At 64.5% G+C, this 18,891-nt stretch carries 16 protein-coding genes and 1 pseudogene; 2 read left to right on the top strand and 15 right to left on the bottom strand.

The genetic code is table 11. From position 1 onward, the window contains the following. Positions 1 to 16 precede the first annotated feature (16 nt). The 9 genes from M9924_19540 to M9924_19580 all read right to left on the bottom strand — a co-directional run bounded on the left by M9924_19540 (position 17) and on the right by M9924_19580 (position 10,789). Positions 17 to 1,171 (bottom strand): alpha/beta fold hydrolase, encoded by a 1,155-nt coding sequence (locus M9924_19540; protein ID MCO5066580.1) that lies wholly within the window; start codon positions 1,169 to 1,171, stop codon positions 17 to 19. Between the two features lie 178 nt (positions 1,172 to 1,349). Continuing rightward, a complete protein-coding gene (locus M9924_19545) occupies positions 1,350 to 2,438 on the bottom strand; it encodes an AbrB family transcriptional regulator (protein ID MCO5066581.1) in 1,089 nt (362 codons plus the stop codon). Positions 2,439 to 2,459: 21 nt separating this feature from the next. Further along, positions 2,460 to 4,202, bottom strand: coding sequence for an iron ABC transporter permease (locus tag M9924_19550; protein ID MCO5066582.1), 1,743 nt, complete (start codon positions 4,200 to 4,202; stop codon positions 2,460 to 2,462). A gap of 2 nt (positions 4,203 to 4,204) precedes the next feature. Next, complete coding sequence (locus tag M9924_19555; protein MCO5066583.1) at positions 4,205 to 5,299, bottom strand: ABC transporter ATP-binding protein; 1,095 nt, start codon at positions 5,297 to 5,299, stop codon at positions 4,205 to 4,207. Positions 5,300 to 5,381: 82 nt separating this feature from the next. Then, complete coding sequence (locus tag M9924_19560; GenBank protein MCO5066584.1) at positions 5,382 to 6,425, bottom strand: extracellular solute-binding protein; 1,044 nt, start codon at positions 6,423 to 6,425, stop codon at positions 5,382 to 5,384. Between the two features lie 106 nt (positions 6,426 to 6,531). Then, entirely contained in the window at positions 6,532 to 7,599 is a 1,068-nt protein-coding gene (locus tag M9924_19565) for an isocitrate/isopropylmalate family dehydrogenase (protein ID MCO5066585.1), read from the bottom strand. 50 nt (positions 7,600 to 7,649) lie between these two features. Beyond that, positions 7,650 to 9,059, bottom strand: coding sequence for an MmgE/PrpD family protein (locus M9924_19570; GenBank protein ID MCO5066586.1), 1,410 nt, complete (start codon positions 9,057 to 9,059; stop codon positions 7,650 to 7,652). An 8-nt stretch (positions 9,060 to 9,067) separates the two neighbouring features. After that, a complete protein-coding gene (locus tag M9924_19575; protein MCO5066587.1) occupies positions 9,068 to 10,135 on the bottom strand; it encodes a hypothetical protein in 1,068 nt (355 codons plus the stop codon). A 57-nt stretch (positions 10,136 to 10,192) separates the two neighbouring features. Beyond that, entirely contained in the window at positions 10,193 to 10,789 is a 597-nt protein-coding gene (locus tag M9924_19580) for a hypothetical protein (protein MCO5066588.1), read from the bottom strand. A 158-nt stretch (positions 10,790 to 10,947) separates the two neighbouring features. Between M9924_19580 and M9924_19585 the strand changes: the two genes are divergently transcribed. Beyond that, positions 10,948 to 11,691, top strand: coding sequence for a GntR family transcriptional regulator (locus tag M9924_19585; protein ID MCO5066589.1), 744 nt, complete (start codon positions 10,948 to 10,950; stop codon positions 11,689 to 11,691). After that, complete coding sequence (locus M9924_19590; protein ID MCO5066590.1) at positions 11,688 to 12,566, top strand: amidohydrolase family protein; 879 nt, start codon at positions 11,688 to 11,690, stop codon at positions 12,564 to 12,566. The genes M9924_19585 and M9924_19590 overlap by 4 nt, the downstream gene beginning before the upstream one ends. Here the strand turns inward: M9924_19590 and M9924_19595 are convergent. The 6 genes and pseudogenes from M9924_19595 to M9924_19620 form a co-directional block, all read right to left on the bottom strand. After that, on the bottom strand, positions 12,552 to 14,081 hold the full coding sequence (locus M9924_19595) for a tripartite tricarboxylate transporter permease (protein ID MCO5066591.1): 1,530 nt from the start codon (positions 14,079 to 14,081) through the stop codon (positions 12,552 to 12,554). The two genes, M9924_19590 and M9924_19595, sit on opposite strands and share 15 nt — an antisense overlap. Before the next feature lie 22 nt (positions 14,082 to 14,103). Beyond that, the gene (locus M9924_19600) at positions 14,104 to 14,565 is read right to left on the bottom strand and encodes a tripartite tricarboxylate transporter TctB family protein (protein MCO5066592.1); all 462 of its coding nucleotides are present in this window, start codon (positions 14,563 to 14,565) and stop codon (positions 14,104 to 14,106) included. 74 nt (positions 14,566 to 14,639) lie between these two features. Further along, positions 14,640 to 15,596, bottom strand: coding sequence for a tripartite tricarboxylate transporter substrate binding protein (locus M9924_19605; protein MCO5066593.1), 957 nt, complete (start codon positions 15,594 to 15,596; stop codon positions 14,640 to 14,642). Positions 15,597 to 15,621: 25 nt separating this feature from the next. After that, positions 15,622 to 17,049 carry an MmgE/PrpD family protein gene (locus M9924_19610; GenBank protein ID MCO5066594.1) on the bottom strand — a complete coding sequence of 476 codons (1,428 nt, stop codon included), beginning with the start codon at positions 17,047 to 17,049 and terminating at the stop codon, positions 15,622 to 15,624. 218 nt (positions 17,050 to 17,267) lie between these two features. Continuing rightward, positions 17,268 to 17,366, bottom strand: a pseudogene (locus tag M9924_19615) (CoA ester lyase). Between the two features lie 74 nt (positions 17,367 to 17,440). Continuing rightward, a complete protein-coding gene (locus M9924_19620; GenBank protein MCO5066595.1) occupies positions 17,441 to 18,874 on the bottom strand; it encodes an NAD-dependent succinate-semialdehyde dehydrogenase in 1,434 nt (477 codons plus the stop codon). Between the last annotated feature and the right edge of the window lie 17 nt (positions 18,875 to 18,891).

The raw sequence follows: 18,891 nt of genomic DNA on the forward strand, positions 1-18,891 counted from the left end.
CTGAACGCGGCGCGCTCTAGCGCGCGTCGAGCCCCTTCGCGCCCAGGAACGCTTCCATCTCATCGGCGATCCGTTCGTTGTTCTTGTCGGCGAACATGAAATGCGAATTGCCGGTAATGCCCATTTTCGGCAATTCGACCACCGACGCGTCGCCGCCCTTGTCGTTCAGCGCCTTGACGAAGAGGTGGGAGATCGTGCGGTCAGCGCGCCGGCCGTCGGCAAGCAGGTCCGGCACGGGCTGGTCCGGGATGTTGTCGCCATAGAACACGTCGATGGGCATTTTGGTCAGGCTTGCGAACTGCTCGGCTGTGACCGGAACGCCGACGCGGGACTCGCCTTTATAGAGCGGTATCGGTTCGGGCATTTCATCCTTCGGAAACATATAGCTCGGCTCGAAGGAAATGATGCCGGCGACGTTCGGGGACCGCATCGCCGCCATCCATCCATATGTGCCGGCTTCCGAATGCGTCACGAGAATCGCCGGGCCGATCTTTTCCAACAGCTTGACGATATCGTCCACCACGACATCGGGATCGCGCTCGAGGTCCGGCACGACATGCAGCATGAACTGCTGGACGCTGTCATCGTCGGCGGGCATCGCCTGGTTTGGAAAAACTTCTCCCGGCTTCGGCCCGATACGCCATCTCGACCACGCATATTCGAGGCCGACCCTGCGTGTTTCGTTCGAAATGACCTCCTTGCCTTCGAGCGTGCCGAAGGGGCCGTTGAAGGTCGGAAAACCCGAGCGGCCTCGCCGCGGGGCATCAACGATATACACCGGATATCCACGCCGCACGAAGATGGTCTGATAGCCCTCGCGCCCGTCAGCCGTGCTTTCCCAGACCGCACCCGTCCCGGCGCCGCCATGCACAAACACCAGCGGATATTTGCGCGGGTTTTCCGGTATCTGGTACTGGACATACATCTGGTCCTTCCAGAAGGTGCTGCCGTCATCGGAACGCCCGGCAACCACGCCCAGCTTGTTGCCCTTGTCGATTTCCTTTGAAGGATCGTAGGTGCCGCCTGCGCGGACCATCGTGCCTCCCACATAGAAGCTCCCCTGGTCGATCACGCTGAACGGCTTCCTGTCCTGCGCATGCGACTGCGCAGTGCCGATCGCCAGCATCGTTGCAAACAGAACCGCTGCGGTTCCGGTTTTCTTGAGCTTCATCGCTTCCTCCCAACACTTCTTGGCGCGAAACATCCCGATCGTCCGATCGATGTGAGTATACACAACAATACATACTTATCCACATGTATTCTCACATTGCGTTGAGTCGCCGTTGGATGGACCTTTCGTCAGGGCAGAAGAAGGGTTGTCGGGATCGCGGCGCTCTTGCGCCTGGCAATCAGACCGGGTCGGACGGACGCCCCATCAGGTTGCGGGCAAAAGCGATGTAGCCGCTTCGCTCGAATGCCCCCCAGAAATGCGTGGCGAAGCCGTTCACCAGCACGGAGCGCACCACATGGAAAGCAGTGACCAGCGCAACCGGCAGGTGCATGGCCTGCGCGGTGCTTGTCATCTCGGAAATGCCACCCGGCGAGGAAACCAGTATGGCCGTGGCAGGGTCGATGTCGAGCAGGTATGACAGGCACAGCGCATATCCCGCCATCACCAGCAGCAGCACGAAATTGGACACCGCGCCGAAGATCGCCACGCGCGGCAGGCGCAGCAGGATTTCGCGCTTGAAGCGGGTGCCGATATTATAACCCAACAGGATTTGGCCCGCGGCGAACAGCAGCGCGGGCATGCGCCCCTCGACCACGCCCGTGACGGCCAGAACGGCGGTCGAGACCAGCGCGCCGATCATCCAGGGATTGTTGATGCGCACCAGGCTGACGGCAGCCGCGCCAAGCGCACCGAAGCCGATCACGGCGGCGGCCATGCCATAGTCGAGATGAAGCAATGAGGCGGTGGGAACGAGCCGTGCGTCCCTCGCCAGCAGCGGCGGAATGGTGAACACGACGACGGCAATGCGCAGCGTATGGACCAAAGCGATGGGTTCCATGCGCGCACCGACCGCGATGCCGATATTGCCCATTTCCGCAAGTCCGCCCGGCATCAGGGCGAAGAACGAAGTCCTGTCGTCGACGCGTGCCAGCGCGCCGAAAACCGGGCTCAATATGCCGGAGACGAGGATCGCGAAGAGTGTGGTGACGACCATCACGGGAATCCAGCCCAGCAGCCCGGCGGCGACGGAAGCGGTGACGTTCAGCCCCGCCGTGCAGCCGATGATGACCTGGCCGGCGCGGCGCAGCGACTGCGGCGCGGCAAGGGCGACGCCGCAGACCGAAAGGCCCGCGGCGAGCAGCAGCGGGCCGAGCAGCCAGGCAAGCGGCACATGCGCGAGGCTCGCCGCATAACCGCAGGCAGTGGCAGCGGCGTAACCTGCCGCCGTGCGCGCGATTGTCAGTGTCTTTGCGCTGGAACGTTTCAAGGTGCAATTCCAAAAGGCGACTCAATGCCCGGCGCGCACTGACGACCCTCCGAAGAAATACCGGACGATGACGATGACGGTCAACGAGACCGCGACGACGCTGAGCGACAGCACGGCGACCGAGGTGAACCGGGCTTCCTGCCACATCTCCACGAGGCTGACCGAGATGGTCTCTGTCCCGGGAACGAACAGGAAGATTGACGCAGACAGTTCGCGGATCATCGAAACAAACATCAGCATCCAGCCCGCCAGCACGCCGGAGCGCACCAGCGGCAGCATGATGTCGGTAAAGCCGCGCGTCGGGGTCGCCCCGCAGACGGCGGCGGCGCGCTCGAACTCCACGCTGACCTGCCGGAAGGACCCCGTGATCGTGCGCACGCCATACGGGATGTAATGGGTGACATAGGCGAACAGCAGGATCCACAAGGTGCCGTAGAGCACCAGCGGCGGATTGAGATAGGCCCACAGCATGGCGACCGCGAGGACGGGCCCCGGCATCGTCATGGGAATGACTGTGATGAACTCCAGCGCCTGCCCGAACCAGTTGCGGCGCTTGACGATGACATAGCTGACCAGCAGCGCGAGCAGGCTCGCAATTGTCGCGCCCGAAACCGCCAGGATGAGGCTGTTCCTGAAACCGGACCGGACGTTGAGGTCCGGCGAGAAGGTCTCCGCGAAATTGTGAAGCGTCAGGTGCGCGAAGGTGGGCGCATTGCCCCAGCGGTCGATGAAGGCGGCGTAGATCAGTACCGCATAGGGCAGGATCACGGCCAGGAAGATGTAGACCAGCGCATAGGCGAGCGTCACATAGCGCCATCTGCCGAGCTGCATGGGCCGTGGTTGCTGCCCCTTGCCCGCAACGGTGGTGAACTGCTGCTTGCCGCCGAGAATGCGCGCCTGCAACGCCAGTCCGAAGCCGGTCACCGCCATGATGAAGGTCGCCAGCATGGCTGCGATCTCGTAGCGCGGCGGCGTGTAGCTGATCGCCTGGTAGAAGATGTAGGTGGTGATCGTGTAGATGCCCGACGGCGTGCCGAGAATGCCCGGAATGGCGAACTCCTCCAGCGCGCGCGTAAAGACGAGGATCGCCGCAGACAGGATGCCCGGCATGGACAGCGGCAGGACCACGTAGCGGATGGTGCGCCACACGCCCGCCCCCGCGATGCGCGATGCCTCTTCGAGGCTCGAATCCATTCGGTCCATGACCGCCTTGACCGTCAGGAACACATAGGGACTGAGATAGAGCCCCATCACGAAGATCAGGCCGGCCATGCTGTAGATGTTGACTACGGGCTTTTCCGCGCCGAGCTGCCGGGCGAGCACGTTCAGCAGCCCGCTGCGGGGCGCGGCAAGCATCGACCATGCCACCGCGCCTATCAGCGGGGGCGTGATGAAGGGCATGACCGCCGCCACCTCGATGAGGCCCTTCAGCGGCGTGTCCGTGCGGGAGGTGATCCACACCAGCGGCATTGCGATCAGGAAGGAGACCGGCACCGTGCCCGCAATGATGATCAGCGTATTCCTGAACGCCTTTCCCAGGCCGGGCAGTTCCCAGAACCGCTGGAACGCAGCGACGAACCCTTCCTCGCCATAGTGAAAGCCGCCGTAGAACAGCCAGAAAACCGGGTAGAGGATCAGGAATGCGGTGACCAGGATCGAGATGACCAGGATGGCATTCGCCGGCTCCCGCAGGCTGGTCCGGAACCTCCCGATCAGCCGCGCCTTGCGTGCGCCGCGATATATGGGATCGTTCAGGCTGGACACGCTCAATGCACTCCCTCCCGCCCGGCAATGAAGTAGCACTGCTCGGGATCGATGGAGACGGCGACCTCATCGCCCTTGCTGAGCGCGTTGACGGGCGATTGCTGGACAAGAAGCTGCTGCCCGGACGGCAGGGCGACATCATATCTGCACACATCGCCGAGATAGACGACCGACAGCACCTGCCCCCGCAGATCGCCCCCGGCCGACGGCGCGGCGCTGAGCGAGATCGCTTCGGGGCGGACCGACAATATTCCGGGAACATTGACGCCGACACTGCCGCTCCTGCACTGGATCGGGTCCGCCACGCCATCGATGCGCACGCGCGCCCGGCTGCCCTCCCTTGCCACAAGCTCGGCGTCGATGAGGCTGGTCTTGCCGATGAAGCGCGCAACCCTGATTTCCGCCGGTTCGTCATAGAGCTGGCGCGGCGTTCCCTTCTGCAGGATTTCGCCGTCGCCCATGACGATCACCTCGTCCGAGAGGCTCATGGCCTCGGACTGGTCGTGGGTGACATAGACAGCCGTCACCCCGATCTCCTCATGCAGGGCCTTGAGTTCGTCGCGCATCTCCTCGCGCAGTTGCGCGTCCAGATTGGACAGCGGCTCGTCGAACAGCAGGATCTGCGGTGAATAGGCGATGGCGCGCGCCAGCGCCACGCGCTGCTGCTGCCCGCCCGAAAGCTCGTGCGGGAAGCGGTCGAACATCTTTTCAAGCCGTACCCGCGCAAGCGCCCGCCTGACCGTCGCATCGCGCTCCGCGCGCTGCACGCCGCGCATCTTCAGCCCGTAGCCGACATTCTCGGCCACGCTGAGATGGGGCCAGAGCGCATAGCTCTGGAACACCATGCCCAGTTCGCGCCGATGCGAGGGCACCGCCACGCCGTGCATCGGGTCCGCCACGGTGCGGCTGCCGAAGGAGATCGCGCCTCTGTCCGGCGCGATGAAGCCCGCAATGAGGTTGAGCGTCGTCGTCTTGCCGCAGCCCGACGGCCCGAGGACGGAGGTCAGCTTGCCGTCCTCGAACTCGACCGAGATGTCCTTGACAGCCGTGACCTGTCCGAACTGCTTGCGCAGCTTGTCTAGAAAAATGGCAACCAAGAGGGCGCTCCTCACTTGCGGATTGATTCAGGCGGATCGGCAACCGACCTAAGCGGAGCGCTTGCAGCAGCGCAACCGCGGATCAATTGCCCTGAAAATGCTTGAAGTACAGATCGAGCAACTCCCCTTTCTGCGCCCCCATCTTGTTCCAGTCGAAGCCCACCGTCTTGATCGTGTCGAGCTCCGGCTTGCCCTCGGGCGCCTTGACGTCCTTGCGCGCCGACCAGCTCAGCGTCGTCTCGGTGACGATCTGCTGGCCTTCCTGCGAGAGCAGGTAGTCGGCCAGTGCCTTGCCGTTTTCGATGTTCTCGCTGCCGGCGACAAGGCCGAGCGGAGCCGGAAGCAGGATGGTTCCGTCCTCGGGCCAGATCACGTCGACCGGCTTGCCTTCCGCCTTGAACGCGAACGCCTCATATTCCGAGACCGGCGCAAGGTCGCGCTCGCCGGTGGCGACCGCCTCGCGCGTCGCCGAACCGTCGCCCGCCACCATCACGTCATTGGCCGCGAAGGCCGCGAGATAGTCCTCGCCGTAGAGCTGCCACATGCCGTAGAGGTGCGAGAAGGACGAACCGGCGCGATTGGGATCGGAAATGGCGACCCGGCCCTTCCATTTCGGGTCGGCAAGCTCTTTCCAGGTCTTGGGGAGGTCTTCTTTCTTGATCGTATCGGTGTTGTACATCAGCGCTATGCCGGTCGCCCGCATCGCCACCCAGCCTACCTGCTTGTCGACGAAGCCGTCGCGGTACTGGTCGAGCGTCGGGCTCTCCGTGATGCTCCTGTCCAGCCAGTTCTGCGCACCGAAATAGTCGAACCCGCCCGGATCGGCGCCGTGGATGAGGTCGGTGCCGATCCGTCCGGCCTGACGTTCCGCCGTGAAGCGCTTGATGGTTTCGACGGACCCTGCCCTGACGAACTCGATCTCGAGATTCGGGAAGTGCTTGTTGAGGCCGGCGACCAGCTTCTTCATCGCGCTGGTGGAGATGGATTCATACATCCGCACCGAGCCGGTGCGTGGGTCGACAGGCGTGGCCGACTGCGCATTTGCAAGCGACGCCATCGGCGCAAGTGCGGCGGCCAGGCCGTATCCGCAAAAGCGGCGCCGCGATATGGAATGCGAGATTTTCATTGTTTCCTCCACAATGTTCCGGTTCTTCCACCCCGGTGTATTTAAGGGTATACCTTGATATAACACAAGAAACTTTGCGCTTTTTTTGTGGTTTCCACCTTTCCGATCAAGAGGGCGTGATCAGCTCCGCGACCTTGCGGGCAAATTCCTGCGTGCCTGTGCTTCCCCCGAGGTCCGGCGTTCTCGACGCCGGCGACAGGAGGGCGGCGTCGAGCGCCGAATCGATGCGCGCGGCGGCCTGCGCGAGAGCCGGGCTGGAGTGCTTTTCGGCAAGCCAGGCAAGCAGCATCGCCGCCGAGCCGATGAGCGAGGAAGGGTTTGCGACGTCCTTGCCGGCAAGCGTCGGGGCGGAGCCGTGCTGCGCCTGCGCCACCGCGTGGGCGTCGCCCGCGTTCAGGGAGGCGGCGAGGCCGAGACCGCCCGCGATTTCCGTCGCCTGATCCGAGAGTATGTCGCCGAACATGTTTGTTGTGACGATCACGTCATAGACCGACGAATCACGCACCAGCAGCGCGGCCATCGAATCCACGAGCTGCTCTTCATAGGTAACCTCCGGGAAGCGCGCAGCCACCGCGCGCACGCAGTCCAGAAACAGTCCGTCGGACGTGCGCAGCACATTGGCCTTGTGCACGGCGGTCACCTTCCTGCGGCGGCGGGCCGCCAGAACGAAGGCCGATTCGGCGATGCGCGTCGAGGCGAGCCGCGTCACCTTGCGGATCGAAAGGGCGACATCGGGCGTCGGCATGAACTCACCCGGCCCCTGGAACATGGAGCGGTCGGCATAGAAGCCTTCCGTGTTCTCGCGCACGATGACGAGGTCGATCGGCTTGCCGCAGCGCGGCTCGAACCCGGCGCGGCAGCGCGCAGGCCGGATATTTGCATAAAGATCGAGCTGGATGCGCAGGTCCCCGGAGGGGTTGCGACCTCCCTCGGCCACGGGCGGATAGGAATTGTGCGAAACAGGGCCGAGAACGACCCCGTCGGCCCGGCGGCAGGCATCGACGATGTGGGAGGGCATCGTCGTGCCGCCGGCCTTGAGCGCATCGAGACCGATCACCTCGCTGCTGAACCGCAGGTCGAGCCCGAACACGTCGCTCGCCCGGCGGAGCACCGCCTGGGTCGCCTTCGTGATCTCCGGCCCGATGCCGTCGCCCTCAAGGCAAAGAATATGCATACATCCTCCCCGGATAAGGTCCGCCGATGGCGGCGGACCCGCTTTTCGTTCTACTGTGCGGCGGCCATGCGCGGCGTGCTGCCACCGGCGAGCTTTTCGCCAAGCCACACCGCGTCGAGCGTCTGCGGCGAGCGGCTTGCATCGACGATTGCGCGGGCTGTGTCTGCCCCGATGCGCGGGGCAAGCTCGGCCTTGAAACGCTCGATATGGTCGGCGCTGGAATAGGGACGCGACACGCTTCCCTTCGGCGCCGGGACGAAGGTCTCGACCACCCTGCCGGACGCAAGCTCAACCCGAAGGGCGGCGGACACCGACTTGTCGGTCGAGGTGCGCTCGACCTCCTCGTCCACCTCGATCAGCATGCGGCCCTGCAATTCGCCGAGCGCCTCACCCAGCCCGCGCTCGAAATCGCGCACGCTGAGGCTGGTGTTCGGCTGCGGGTTTTCCACTGTCGCCGCGAGCGCGACACTGAAAGGCAGGCTCATCTGCGCCGCCTGCATGTCGACCGGGTTGGGCATGGTCAGCCGGCCGGCGATCACCGAGGGAATGCCGAGGCGGATCGAGCGGATGTCGGAGGCGGCAAAGCCGTGATCGGCGCGAAGGCCGAGCATGCCTTCCACCGCCGCCTGGACGCGCGCGCTGCAGGCGTGGCCCTTGACCATGACTTCCTCCATGCGGAAGCTGGTGCCGAGGCCCGCCTCGATGGGCGACGGGTCGAAGCCGTCGGCATAGGCGCGGGCAAAGCCGTCCTTGCCTTCGAGAATGTCCTGCGGACCGCCGAACCCCTTCGCAACCATCAGCGCGGCGGACACACCGCACTGGGCCGCATGTGCGGCATGGATGCGTTTGACCGTCGAGCCGGAGTGGTAGAACTGGGTCAGGCCGCCCGAGAAAGACGCCACCAGGCCGATCGTGTCGGCAATGCGTCCGGCGCTGTCGGCACCCTTGAACAGGAGCCGCGCGGCGGCGACGCCCGCTCCGAAGCCGCCGCATGTCGCGGTGCTCTGGAAGCCGCGCCGGAAGTGCGTCGGCTGGATGGAAAGGGCAATGCGGATCATCGCCTCGTAGCCAGCGACCACCGCCGCCATGAGATCCTGCGATGTTGCGCCGTGGCTTTGCGCAACCGCCAGCGCCGCCGAGAACACGATTGCGCCCGGATGCAGCATGGAGCCGACATGGGTGTCGTCCGAATCGATGCTGCCCGCATAGGTCGCATTCAGGAAGGTGGCGTGGACGGGATTGAGCCTACTGCGCCGGAACAGCACCGACGACCGGCCATCCGCGGCCACGGAATCCGCATAGGCTTCGGCCCAGCGGCTCCACTCCATCTCCGCGCCGATGGAGGCGACGCGGATATAGTCGAGCAGGAGGTCCCCGAACAGCACCTGTATGCGTTCGGGAAGATCGTTTCCGTCCAGTCCCGCCGCAAACCGGGCAAGCAGCCCGGTCTGCCCTGTCATATGTCTGCTCATGCGCCGGTTTCGATACGCTTGCTGACGCTGAGGCTCTGCGCGCCCGCCGTCGGGCACCACATCGACTTGCCGCCCGCGCCGCCGCCGATGATGAGGATCAGGTCGTCCGGGTGGCCGAGGATCGGAACCAGTGCATTGTCGTCGCGCTGGTCAACCCAGTTCGGGAAGAACGGCCCCTTCGACTTGCCGCGGTTCTTGGCAAGCCCCCAGGGCAGCCGAGCGCGGTCGAACAGCGCCATCTTCACGTCGCGCTTCGACCAGCCGGCAGCCGCGATATGGGCGGCGTGCTCCGGTCCCATGACAAGCACGGGATGGCCCTGCGAGTGCAGGTTGTTGCCGCCGAGCGTCGCCATGTTCGAGGCGAAGGTGCGCATGATCTCGATCGGATGCGTCTGCTCGTTCTCGGTGATGCTCTGCGGCGCTTCGGCATTGATCAGCGTCACCGTGCTGTCGCCCTCGTCGAAGCCGCGCTCGACATGCAGCGGCCCCCACGGACTGGCGTCCTGATGCTCGGCGATGCAGAAGGAGTACTTGCCCGGATGGCCGTGCTGCGCGAAATCGACCTCCGCCGGGATGGCCCCGCCGAGATTGATGAGGACGAGGCGCAGCGCGCGCCCGATGGTGGCGTTGGAGCGCCAGCCCGGACCGAATAGGCCGTTGCCGTAGTTGATGCCGAGCTTCTTGACGAGCGGGCCGTTGACGATCATCAGCGGCGCGCCGGCATGTGTCGTGGTCTGGCGATGAGCGAGGCCGTAGACCGGTTCGAGGACCGCCTGGAGGGCGGCGACGATAACCGGCAGATATTCGGGGCGGCAGCCAGCCATGACGGCGTTGACGGCGATGCGGCGCAGCGTCGCCCGGCCCATTCCGGGCGGAACGACGCCGATCAGGTCGTCTGCGCCGCGCCAGGGCATGCCGCCCAGCATGCGTTCCACCCGCTCCGCCGTCGGCGGAATGACGGGCAGGCCGTCGGTCCAGCCTTCCTTGTAGAAGCGGTCCGTCACTTCTTCGACGTCATCCGACAGGTTGAGTTCGTGGTCCGGGGATGTCGGCTTGTCCAACATGAAAAATCTCCAGGAAATGCGATGCGACCGGTTGGCCGTGCGTGTTGGGGAATAGCTTTAAAGGCGGGCGACAGCGTGCTCGGGCAGCGGAAACTGCTTCGACATGAACTCCTTCGCGGCAGCGTCGGCATCGCCGGTCAGCAGGCGAACCACCTCGGAAGCCGCATCCGTGCCCTTGCCGCTGATCTTCGCCGGATCGGGGTCTCCGATCGGATGCGACAGGCGGATGATCGGCAATGTGCCGAGGCCGTTGGAGCGCGCGACAACCTTGCTGAGCGGGCAGAACGACGCGCTTATCAGCGCCACGGCGGGCGTGCCGGCCTGTTCGAGCCGAACCGCGTCGATGACGCTCCACGGCGACGAGGAGCCACAATGGCCGACGCCGCTGACCGCCACGTCGCAGCTCGCCGCCATTTCCTCGATGAAGGGCGCGCCCTTGGCCGGAAAGCCCTTGCGCCAGAAAACGATCTCGCCAACGCCGTATTTCTGCACAAGCTCCCTGGCCAGCGCGTCGAGCACGACATCGGAAAACTCCTTGCCGTTGTCCAGCAGACCGACCTTGAGGCCGGCGAGGCTTTTCGGACGTTTGACAAGCGGGGTGACCTGGTACTCCGGCGTATCGACCGGAAGAAGGATGGGATTGGACTTGGACATGTTGGCTCCTTGATGCTGAGCGTTTCATACACGAGTATACCCGATAATACAAGAGGTTTTTTTAGTATCCAAAACCCGTTCTTCCCCTTCTCTCCTCGCATCGCAGGTGCTACGGCTTGGACGACCAACGGCGTTGGTAGAACCAGGTGGGGGTGCCAATGGGCAGCACGACAACCGACGTGAACGAAGAGCTGCGCAGGCTCGTTCAGCAATCCTCTTCTCAGGGGACGTCCGCCGATGTCGCCTATTCCGTGTTGAGGAGCGCGATCAACGGCGGGCTGCTTGGTCCCGGCGAGCGGCTGTTTGCCAACGACCTTGCGGAGGTGATGGGTTTCAGCCGCACGCCCGTGCGCGAAGCGCTGCGCAAGCTTGAAGCGCAGGACCTCATCCAGCTCCACCCGAGGGGCGGCCTCGTGGTGCGGGAAATGTCCGAGCAGGAGTTGCTGGAAATCTACGCCATCCGCGAAGCGCTCGAAGGCACCGCCGCGCGTTTCGCGGCGGAGAACATGTCGCCCCGCGACCTCACGGAAATCCGCAATCTGGTCAATGAAATGGCTGTGGCGCTCGAGAAATCCGATGTCGAGCGCTTCCGTACGCTGGTGCTGGCCGTGCACCGCACGCTGGCGCGCGCATCGAGGAACAACCGCCTGCTCAAGCTGATCGACGAGTTGCAGGAAGTCATCATACGGACCGGCGTCAGTACGCTGCGCGTTCCCGGCAAGGCAGCCGACGCGCTGAAGGTCCACCAGCAGCTTGTCGAGGCGCTGGAAAAGCGCGACGGACCGCTGGCCGAGGACATCGTCCGCAAATATCGGCGCAGCACCTTCGAGACGCGGCTGGCCCAATATCATGAGTCGCAGATCGCCAGCGGCAACGCCTACGGCCTCAACAGGAACCAATGACAGAACCGGCCTTCCCTCCCCGCCTTTCCTGCGACTGCCACGTCCACGCCATCGGCCCCAAGCGGAGCTTCCCGCTTGCCCCGCAGCGCAGCTACACGCCGATGGACGCCACCGTCGACGACCTCGCCGCCATGCTGCGGCGTACCGGCGCGGAGCGCGCGGTCATCGTCCAGCCCAGCATCTACGGGCATGACAACAGCTGTCTGGTCCATGCGCTTGCGGTGCTGGGCGACGCAGGGCGCGGGGTCGCCGTCGCGCGCGACGACTGTCCGGCCTCAGAACTCGATGATCTCCACAAAGCGGGCGTGCGCGGCCTGCGCGTCAACCTCATCAGTTCGGGACGCGCCGACGTAGCGCAAGCCCGCGAGGGCCTGCTCGCAGCCGTCCGGAAATGCGAGCGCAACGGCTGGCATGTCCAGCTTTTCGCCGAGCCGTCCCTTGTCGTGGCGCTCGCGGCCGAGATCGCGCGGGTCGGCGCGACATTCGTGCTCGACCATTTCGCGATGGTGAAGGCCGGCGACGGCGTGGTGCCGCCTGAAATCCGCAGGCTTCAGGAGGATGGCCACGTGCTGGTCAAGCTTTCCGCCCCCTACCGCATTGCAACGCGGATCGACGATCCCGCAGTGGCGCGGCTGGCGCGCGCCTTCGCCGCCGTGCCGGACTCGGTCCTGTGGGCGAGCGACTGGCCACACACGCCGCCGCACAATTCGGTCGGCTCGTCCCCTTCGGAAGAAACGCCCTATCGCGACATTGCGACCAAGGCGCTGCTCGACGCCGTTGCCGAATGGTTCCCGGACCCGGCCATGCAGCGGCGCATTCTGGTCGAGAACCCCGCCCGGCTCTACGACTGGCCGGCGGCTTCAGCCGCGCTTTGAACCGACGGCGGAGCGGTCGCCGCTTCTGGAGCCGAGCGCGAACAGCCGCCCCCAGCCCTGCTTCAGCATCGGATAGGTCAGCACCAGCACGGTCAACACGATCAACGCCAGGCTGATCGGACGCTGCAGGAACACGAAATAGTCGCCCGACGACATGATGAGCGATCGCCGCACATTGGTTTCAAGCATGCCGCCGAGCACCAGCGCGAGGATGAAGGGCGCGTAGGGGATCGCCGCCTTGCGCATGAAATAGCCCACCACGCCGAACAGGAAGGCGACGATCACGTCTCCCATGCTGTTGCTGTCGGAATAGGAGCCGATGACGGCGAGCCCCAGGATGATCGGCACGAGCACCGCCTGCGGAACGCGCAGCATCTTCGTCCACATGGGCGTCATGGCGAGGCCGAAGGCCAGCATGATGAAGGAGCCGACGATCATCGACGCGAACACCGCATAGACGAGATCGGCATGGCGCGACAGCAGCAGCGGCCCCGGCACGATGCCGTGCATCATGAAGGCGGTGATGAGCACCGCCGCGCTGCTGGAACCGGGAATGCCGAGGCTGAGCAGCGGCACGAGCGCCCCGCCGACCACCGCATTGTTGGCCGCCTCGGGAGCGGCCACGCCTTCCAGCACGCCGGTCCCGAATTTCTCGGGATGCTTCGAAGCGCGCTTTTCCTCGTTGTAGGCGATGATGGAGGCGATGGCCTTGCCTGCGCCGGGAATGATGCCGATGGCCGTGCCGATGAGCGAAGAGCGCAGATAGGTTATCCGCAACCCCCAGATCTCCTTCCATGTCGGCAGCGAGCCGGACATCTCGCGCACCGCGGCGGTCTGCGCGTTGGGCGCCTCGATCAACAGCAGCGCCTCGCTGATGGCGCAAATCCCGATCAGCACCGGCACGAAGGAAATGCCGTTGACCAGAAACTCCGAATTGAAGTGAAAGCGCGGCATGCCGACCAGAGGGTCGAGCCCGATGGTCGCGACGAACAGGCCGAACAGCCCGCTGAGCACACCCTTGATCCACGACGCGCCCAGCAGGCCCGACACCACGGTGAGCGCGAAGATGGCAAGCGCGGCATATTCCGGCGGCCCGAGCGAAATCGCGAATGTGGCGATCGGCTCGGTGAAGCCGATCAGGAACATCGAACCGATCAGCGCACCGATGGTGGAGGCGATGATGGAGATGCCGAGCGCCTTGGCCGGCTCGCCGCGCCTCGTGAACTGGTATCCGTCATAGCAGGTAGGGATGGCCCCCGGCTCACCGGGCGTGTTGATCGCGATGGCCGTGACGCAGCCGCCATATTCTGCGGCGGCATAGATCGTGGTCAGCGCCGCGATGGCGACGATCGGCTCGACCGTGTAGGTCAGGGGCAGAAGCAGCGCCATCCCCGCCGATGCGTTCAGGCCCGGCAGGATGCCGACCAGATAGCCCAGCACCACGCCCGCCAGCATGCCGACGATGACGTTGATGTCGGCGAGTGCGGCGAAACCTGTGAGCAGATGTTCAAGCATGCGATACCCTGCCGTTTGACGATCAGACTGTGAGGAGAGGAACGGCGAGAAGCCGGTAGAAGCCGAAATAGGCCATCAGCGTGAACAGCGCCGGCAACAGGATGAGCGTTTTCCAGTTGCGGATGCCGGCAAGCCAGAGCACGAAGGCGAGATAGAGCGGCGTCGCCCAGAAATAAAGTTCCATCCTGAAGGCGTAGAGATAGGCCGCCGTCGCCAGCATGGCGATGACCGACCGGAGCGTGATGCCGGGCATCACGTCATCATCCTCCTCGTCGGAAGCGGTATGGGTGTTCGGCCACAGCACAGCCGAAACACATGACCACAGGCCGATAAGGAAGATCAGCACGAGGACGAGCCTCGGCATGAACATGGTGCCCGGATCGCCCGGCCCGCCGCCGAGAACACGGTAGCTGAGGCTCGCCGCGTAGAGACCCACACTTGCCATGCAGGCTCCGAGTCCGATCGTGAAATGCGTCCGATCCAATGGATTTCTCCTCCGCGCGTCTGCTGTGCGGAACGTCCGGGCGCGGTGTTTGCCTGCGCCCGGACAGGCCGGGATCACTGGATGAGCCCGGCGTCCTTGAACGATTTGGTGATGTCCTGATATTCGGACTCGGCCCGGGTCTGAGCCTCCTTATGGTCGAGATAGGAGATGTCGACGCCCGCCAGCTTCGCCCATTCCTTGAAGGTTTCGGTCTCGACTGTCTTTTTCGTCACGGCATCGATCTGTGCCAGCACATCCTCGGGAATGCCCTGCCTGCCGATCAGCCCGCGCCAGTGCGACAGCACCACGTCGAAGCCCAGTTCCTTCAATGTCGGGGAGCCGGGCAGGAGCGGCAATTGCTCCTCGCCGGCGACGACGAGCACGCGCGCCTTCTTGGCCTCCACCGCCTGCACCATCTGGCTCGGATAGGTGGCCGCAAGGTCGGCATTGCCGCCAAGCATGGCGACCACCGTTTCGCCGCTCGACCCGAAGGGAATGATGTTGAACGAGACGTCGGCTGCCTTGGCGACCTTCATCGAGTCGGCCCACACGGTCGATCCGGCCGTGTAGGTGGCGAGGCTGATCGTGCCCGGATTGGCCTTGCCCGCCGCAACCAGGTCGCCGAAGGTCTGGTATGGACTGTCGGCCCTGACGGCGAAAACCGGAACCTCACCGACAAGGCGGGCGACCCACTGGAAATCCTCCGGCTTGTAGAAGCCCGCTCCCATCGCAAGCTCGCCGAGGAAGGCCCGGGTCTGGGTCGCGAGCGTATAGCCGTCGGCCGGGGCGCGATGCAGCGCCGGCATGGTTTCCTTGCCCTTGACCTCGACGACGAAGGATTGCCCGGTCACCTCTTCGGCGGCCTTGGCAAAGGCGCGCGCCATGAGGTCTGTCGAGGACCCGGCGCCGGAATGGACGAAGATCGTCACGGGCTTCTCGGGCCAGTCGGCAAGCGCCTCGCCGGTCAGAGCAAGTGAAAACAACCCTGTCGCCGCCACGGACATGGCGACCAGACTACGCATCAATCTCATGACTTCCTCCCTGAATAACTATCGTTCACTCGGCGGGGATGCGAACTCCCCCGGCCACCTTGTCGCCCGCCAGCAGCCTGTTGACCTCGGCAATCGATGCGACATCCTCCAGGTGCATCAGCATTTCGAGGGCACGGCTCGCAGCGCGCTGCGAAAGCACGAGCGTCGCGCAATCCATGAACTTGGTCTCAAGCTCTTCCCGTGTGAGCGGGACTTCCGGATTGCCTTTCGAGATGTCCACCGTCTTCTCGATGGTCCGGCCATCGGCGAGCGTCGCCTCCATTTTGACTGGACGGCTGCCGATCTTCCACGCACGGTCGATGTCATCGTCGACGCGGATCGAGACGCGCTTCACCAGTTCGCGCACCTTTGGATCGTTGACGGCCTCGTCGGTGAAGGTGCCGAGCGTCAGCTTGCCGTCCGTGATGGCGCGCGCCACCGTGTAGTTGGCCGAGAACTTCGCTTCCAGCCCTGTGCTCGGCAGATGGTACGACAGCTTGTCATAGGTATAGCGCGTCGCGCGGATGTCGATCGCCCGCACATCGTCGGGCCGCACCTTGTCCTCACGGTATAGCCGCAGGGCGGCGTCGATGCTGGTGTGCGCCGAGACGCAGCACGGATAGGGTTTGATGACGACACCGCGCACGTCCAGCTCATATTCTTTGCCGAGTTCTTCCAGAGCTTCCATGCGGGCGGGCAGGCCGCGCGAATAGACCGCGTGGAAGCTGCGGGGACCGTCGAAGGGATGCGGGACGGAGGTGAGGCCCTTTTGCGCAAGCAGCGCCGCCTCGACGCCGTTGCGCGCCGCAAGCCCGGCATGCAGCGGCTTGGTCATCGTGCCGAAATTGCTGGTGTTGCCGCTGGTCATCGAATAGGCGATGCCGAGCGCGTGCGCCGTCTGCTCCGCGTCGAGCCCAAGCAACTTGCAGCAGGCCGCCGTCGCGCCGAACGTACCGATGCTGATGGTCGCGTGCCAGCCGTTTTCAAGCGAATGCGCGGGCTGCGTCGTCCTGCCGATCTTGGCCATGACCTCGAAACCGGTCGCATAGGCAAGCAGCAGGTCGCGGCCCGACTTGCCCCTCGCCTCGGCCAGCGCGAACAGCGCGCCGGTCAACGACACGCTCGGATGGCCGATCAGCCCCCATGTGACATCATCGAAATCGAGCGCATGAGCCGCCGTTCCATTGACGAGCGCGGCATCGTGCGGTGCAGCCCTGAACGCATGGCCCCAGATGGTCGAACGCCCGTTGCCCGCGCTTTCCCTCGCCCATTCGGCGGTGATTTCCCCGACCGGCTCGATCGATCCGGCGACCGCGACGCCAACACAATCGAGGATCGCCTCGCGCGCCACCCTCAGGCCGTTTTCCGGGACGCGCTCCAGCGTGCTGGACACGATGAAATCGACGATCCGCTTCGTATGCGCCGTTTCGGCCTGATGTGGAAATTCACCCATTTTCGCTGCAATCTCATCTGGTATACATTGGTATAATTAAACATACGTCGTAATTCCGCGCCTCGTCAAGGTGGACGGCGGTTTAATTTCCGCAGGACGGACGACACAACGCCCAGCGGCTCCGGTGGCGGGTACCGGAGCGGTTGAAGAAAATGGATATGGTCGGCTGGTGCGGAGCGGTTCGCTCAGTGGATGGAAGCGTACATGACCTTGCGGGCGGGAGCGACCGCGTCTTCGAGGTCGAGGAAGATGGCGTCTGCCTTGGAGGCTGCGGCCTTGCTGAAAAACTCGGTGGATGTGGCGGGAACGGCGAGCAAGGACCGCTGGACGAGGCACGGCGCGCGTTAGCGCGCTATGCTGACAATGGATCGGGAAAACTGCTAACTGAGTCTCAGGCGGTCGGGTCGATGGTCACGAATTTCGACACCAGATAAGCCTCGACGGCTTCCGGGCCGCCTTCTGAGCCATAGCCGCTGTCGCGCACGCCGCCGAAATGCGTTTCCGGCTGCCCGATGCCCAGATGGTTGACTGTCATCATGCCAGCCTTGACATTCTGCATGAGCGCGTCGACCCGCTTCTGCGAGCGCGAAAACGCATAGCTCGCAAGGCCGTAGGGCAGCCGGTTGGCCTCTGAAATCGCTTCCTCGATGTCGCTGAACCGGCAGATCAGGGCGAGCGGACCGAAAGGCTCCTCGTTCATGATGCGCATCTCCGTCGACAGGTCGGCAAGCACGGTGGGCTCATAGAAGCTGCCCTGGTTCGAATGGCGTCGACCGCCCGTCAGAACCCGTGCGCCCTTGTCCGCCGCGTCCTGCACCAACGCGTCGATGGCGGTTAGCCGACGCTCGCTGACCACCGGACCCATCACTGTGTCAGCGTCGAGCCCGTTGCCGATCCTGATGGCTTTCGCGCCCGCGACGAAGCGCTCCACGAACTCGTCATAGATGCCGTCCTGCACGAGGAAGCGTGTGGGCGAAACGCAGACCTGGCCCGCATTGCGGAACTTCGACATGGTCATCGTCGCCGCCGTCTTTTCGACGTCCGTATCGTCGAACACGAAAACGGGCGCATGACCTCCAAGCTCCATCGTGGCGGGCTTCATGTGCGAGCCCGCGAGACCGGCCAGGTGCTTGCCCACCGGCACCGATCCCGTGAACGAAATCTTGCGAATGACAGGATGGGGAACGAGATAGCCGGAAATGTCGGCGGGCACGCCGAAGACAAGGTTTGCCACGCCTGCCGGCAGGCCCGCATCGGCGAAGATCTGGAATATGGCGGCAGCCGACGCGGGCGTCTCCTCGGACGCCTTGGCAATTATCGAGCAGCCCGCGGCAAGCGCCGCGCCGAGCTTGCGCGCAAGCTGGCTGACCGGGAAGTTCCACGGCGTGAAGGCGGCGACCGGCCCGACCGGCTCGTGCAGGAGCACCTGCCGCACCTTGCTGAGGCGCGCCGGTATCACGCGGCCATAGGTGCGCCGCGCTTCTTCCGCGCACCAGTCGATGACGTCGATGGCGAGCCCGATCTCCAGCCGCGCTTCACCGAGCGGCTTGCCCTGCTCTATCGTGATGAGGCGCGCCACGTCCTCGGTGCGCGCCCGCAGCAGGTCCGCCGCCTTGCGCAGCAGTTTGTAGCGGTCGAAGGCGGATGTGCCGCTCCATTCCGAAAAAGCCTTTTCGGCGCAGGCGAGTGCGTCGTCGAGGTCCGCCCTGGTGGCAACCGCGACGGTGCCGACAACCCCGCCAGTGGCCGGATTGACGATGTCGATGGTTTCCCCGCCGCTGCCGTCGCGCCATTCGCCATTGATGAAAAGCCGTATGGGATACATGCTATGCTCCAGATTCC

The organism is Rhizobiaceae bacterium, assembly GCA_023953835.1.
In the GTDB taxonomy this organism is placed as follows: Bacteria; Pseudomonadota; Alphaproteobacteria; order Rhizobiales; family Rhizobiaceae; genus Mesorhizobium_G.

Excerpts from the sequence above, each read along its gene's own strand:
- M9924_19540 (MCO5066580.1), bottom strand. The coding sequence starts at position 1,171 with ATGAAGCTCAAGAAAACCGGAACCGCAGCGGTTCTGTTTGCAACGATG.
- M9924_19560 (MCO5066584.1), bottom strand. The coding sequence starts at position 6,425 with ATGAAAATCTCGCATTCCATATCGCGGCGCCGCTTTTGCGGATACGGC.
- M9924_19565 (MCO5066585.1), bottom strand. The coding sequence starts at position 7,599 with ATGCATATTCTTTGCCTTGAGGGCGACGGCATCGGGCCGGAGATCACG.
- M9924_19570 (MCO5066586.1), bottom strand. The coding sequence starts at position 9,059 with ATGACAGGGCAGACCGGGCTGCTTGCCCGGTTTGCGGCGGGACTGGAC.
- M9924_19575 (MCO5066587.1), bottom strand. The coding sequence starts at position 10,135 with ATGTTGGACAAGCCGACATCCCCGGACCACGAACTCAACCTGTCGGAT.
- M9924_19580 (MCO5066588.1), bottom strand. The coding sequence starts at position 10,789 with ATGTCCAAGTCCAATCCCATCCTTCTTCCGGTCGATACGCCGGAGTAC.
- M9924_19585 (MCO5066589.1), top strand. The coding sequence starts at position 10,948 with ATGGGCAGCACGACAACCGACGTGAACGAAGAGCTGCGCAGGCTCGTT.
- M9924_19590 (MCO5066590.1), top strand. The coding sequence starts at position 11,688 with ATGACAGAACCGGCCTTCCCTCCCCGCCTTTCCTGCGACTGCCACGTC.
- M9924_19595 (MCO5066591.1), bottom strand. The coding sequence starts at position 14,081 with ATGCTTGAACATCTGCTCACAGGTTTCGCCGCACTCGCCGACATCAAC.
- M9924_19605 (MCO5066593.1), bottom strand. The coding sequence starts at position 15,596 with ATGAGATTGATGCGTAGTCTGGTCGCCATGTCCGTGGCGGCGACAGGG.
- M9924_19610 (MCO5066594.1), bottom strand. The coding sequence starts at position 17,049 with ATGGGTGAATTTCCACATCAGGCCGAAACGGCGCATACGAAGCGGATC.
- M9924_19620 (MCO5066595.1), bottom strand. The coding sequence starts at position 18,874 with ATGTATCCCATACGGCTTTTCATCAATGGCGAATGGCGCGACGGCAGC.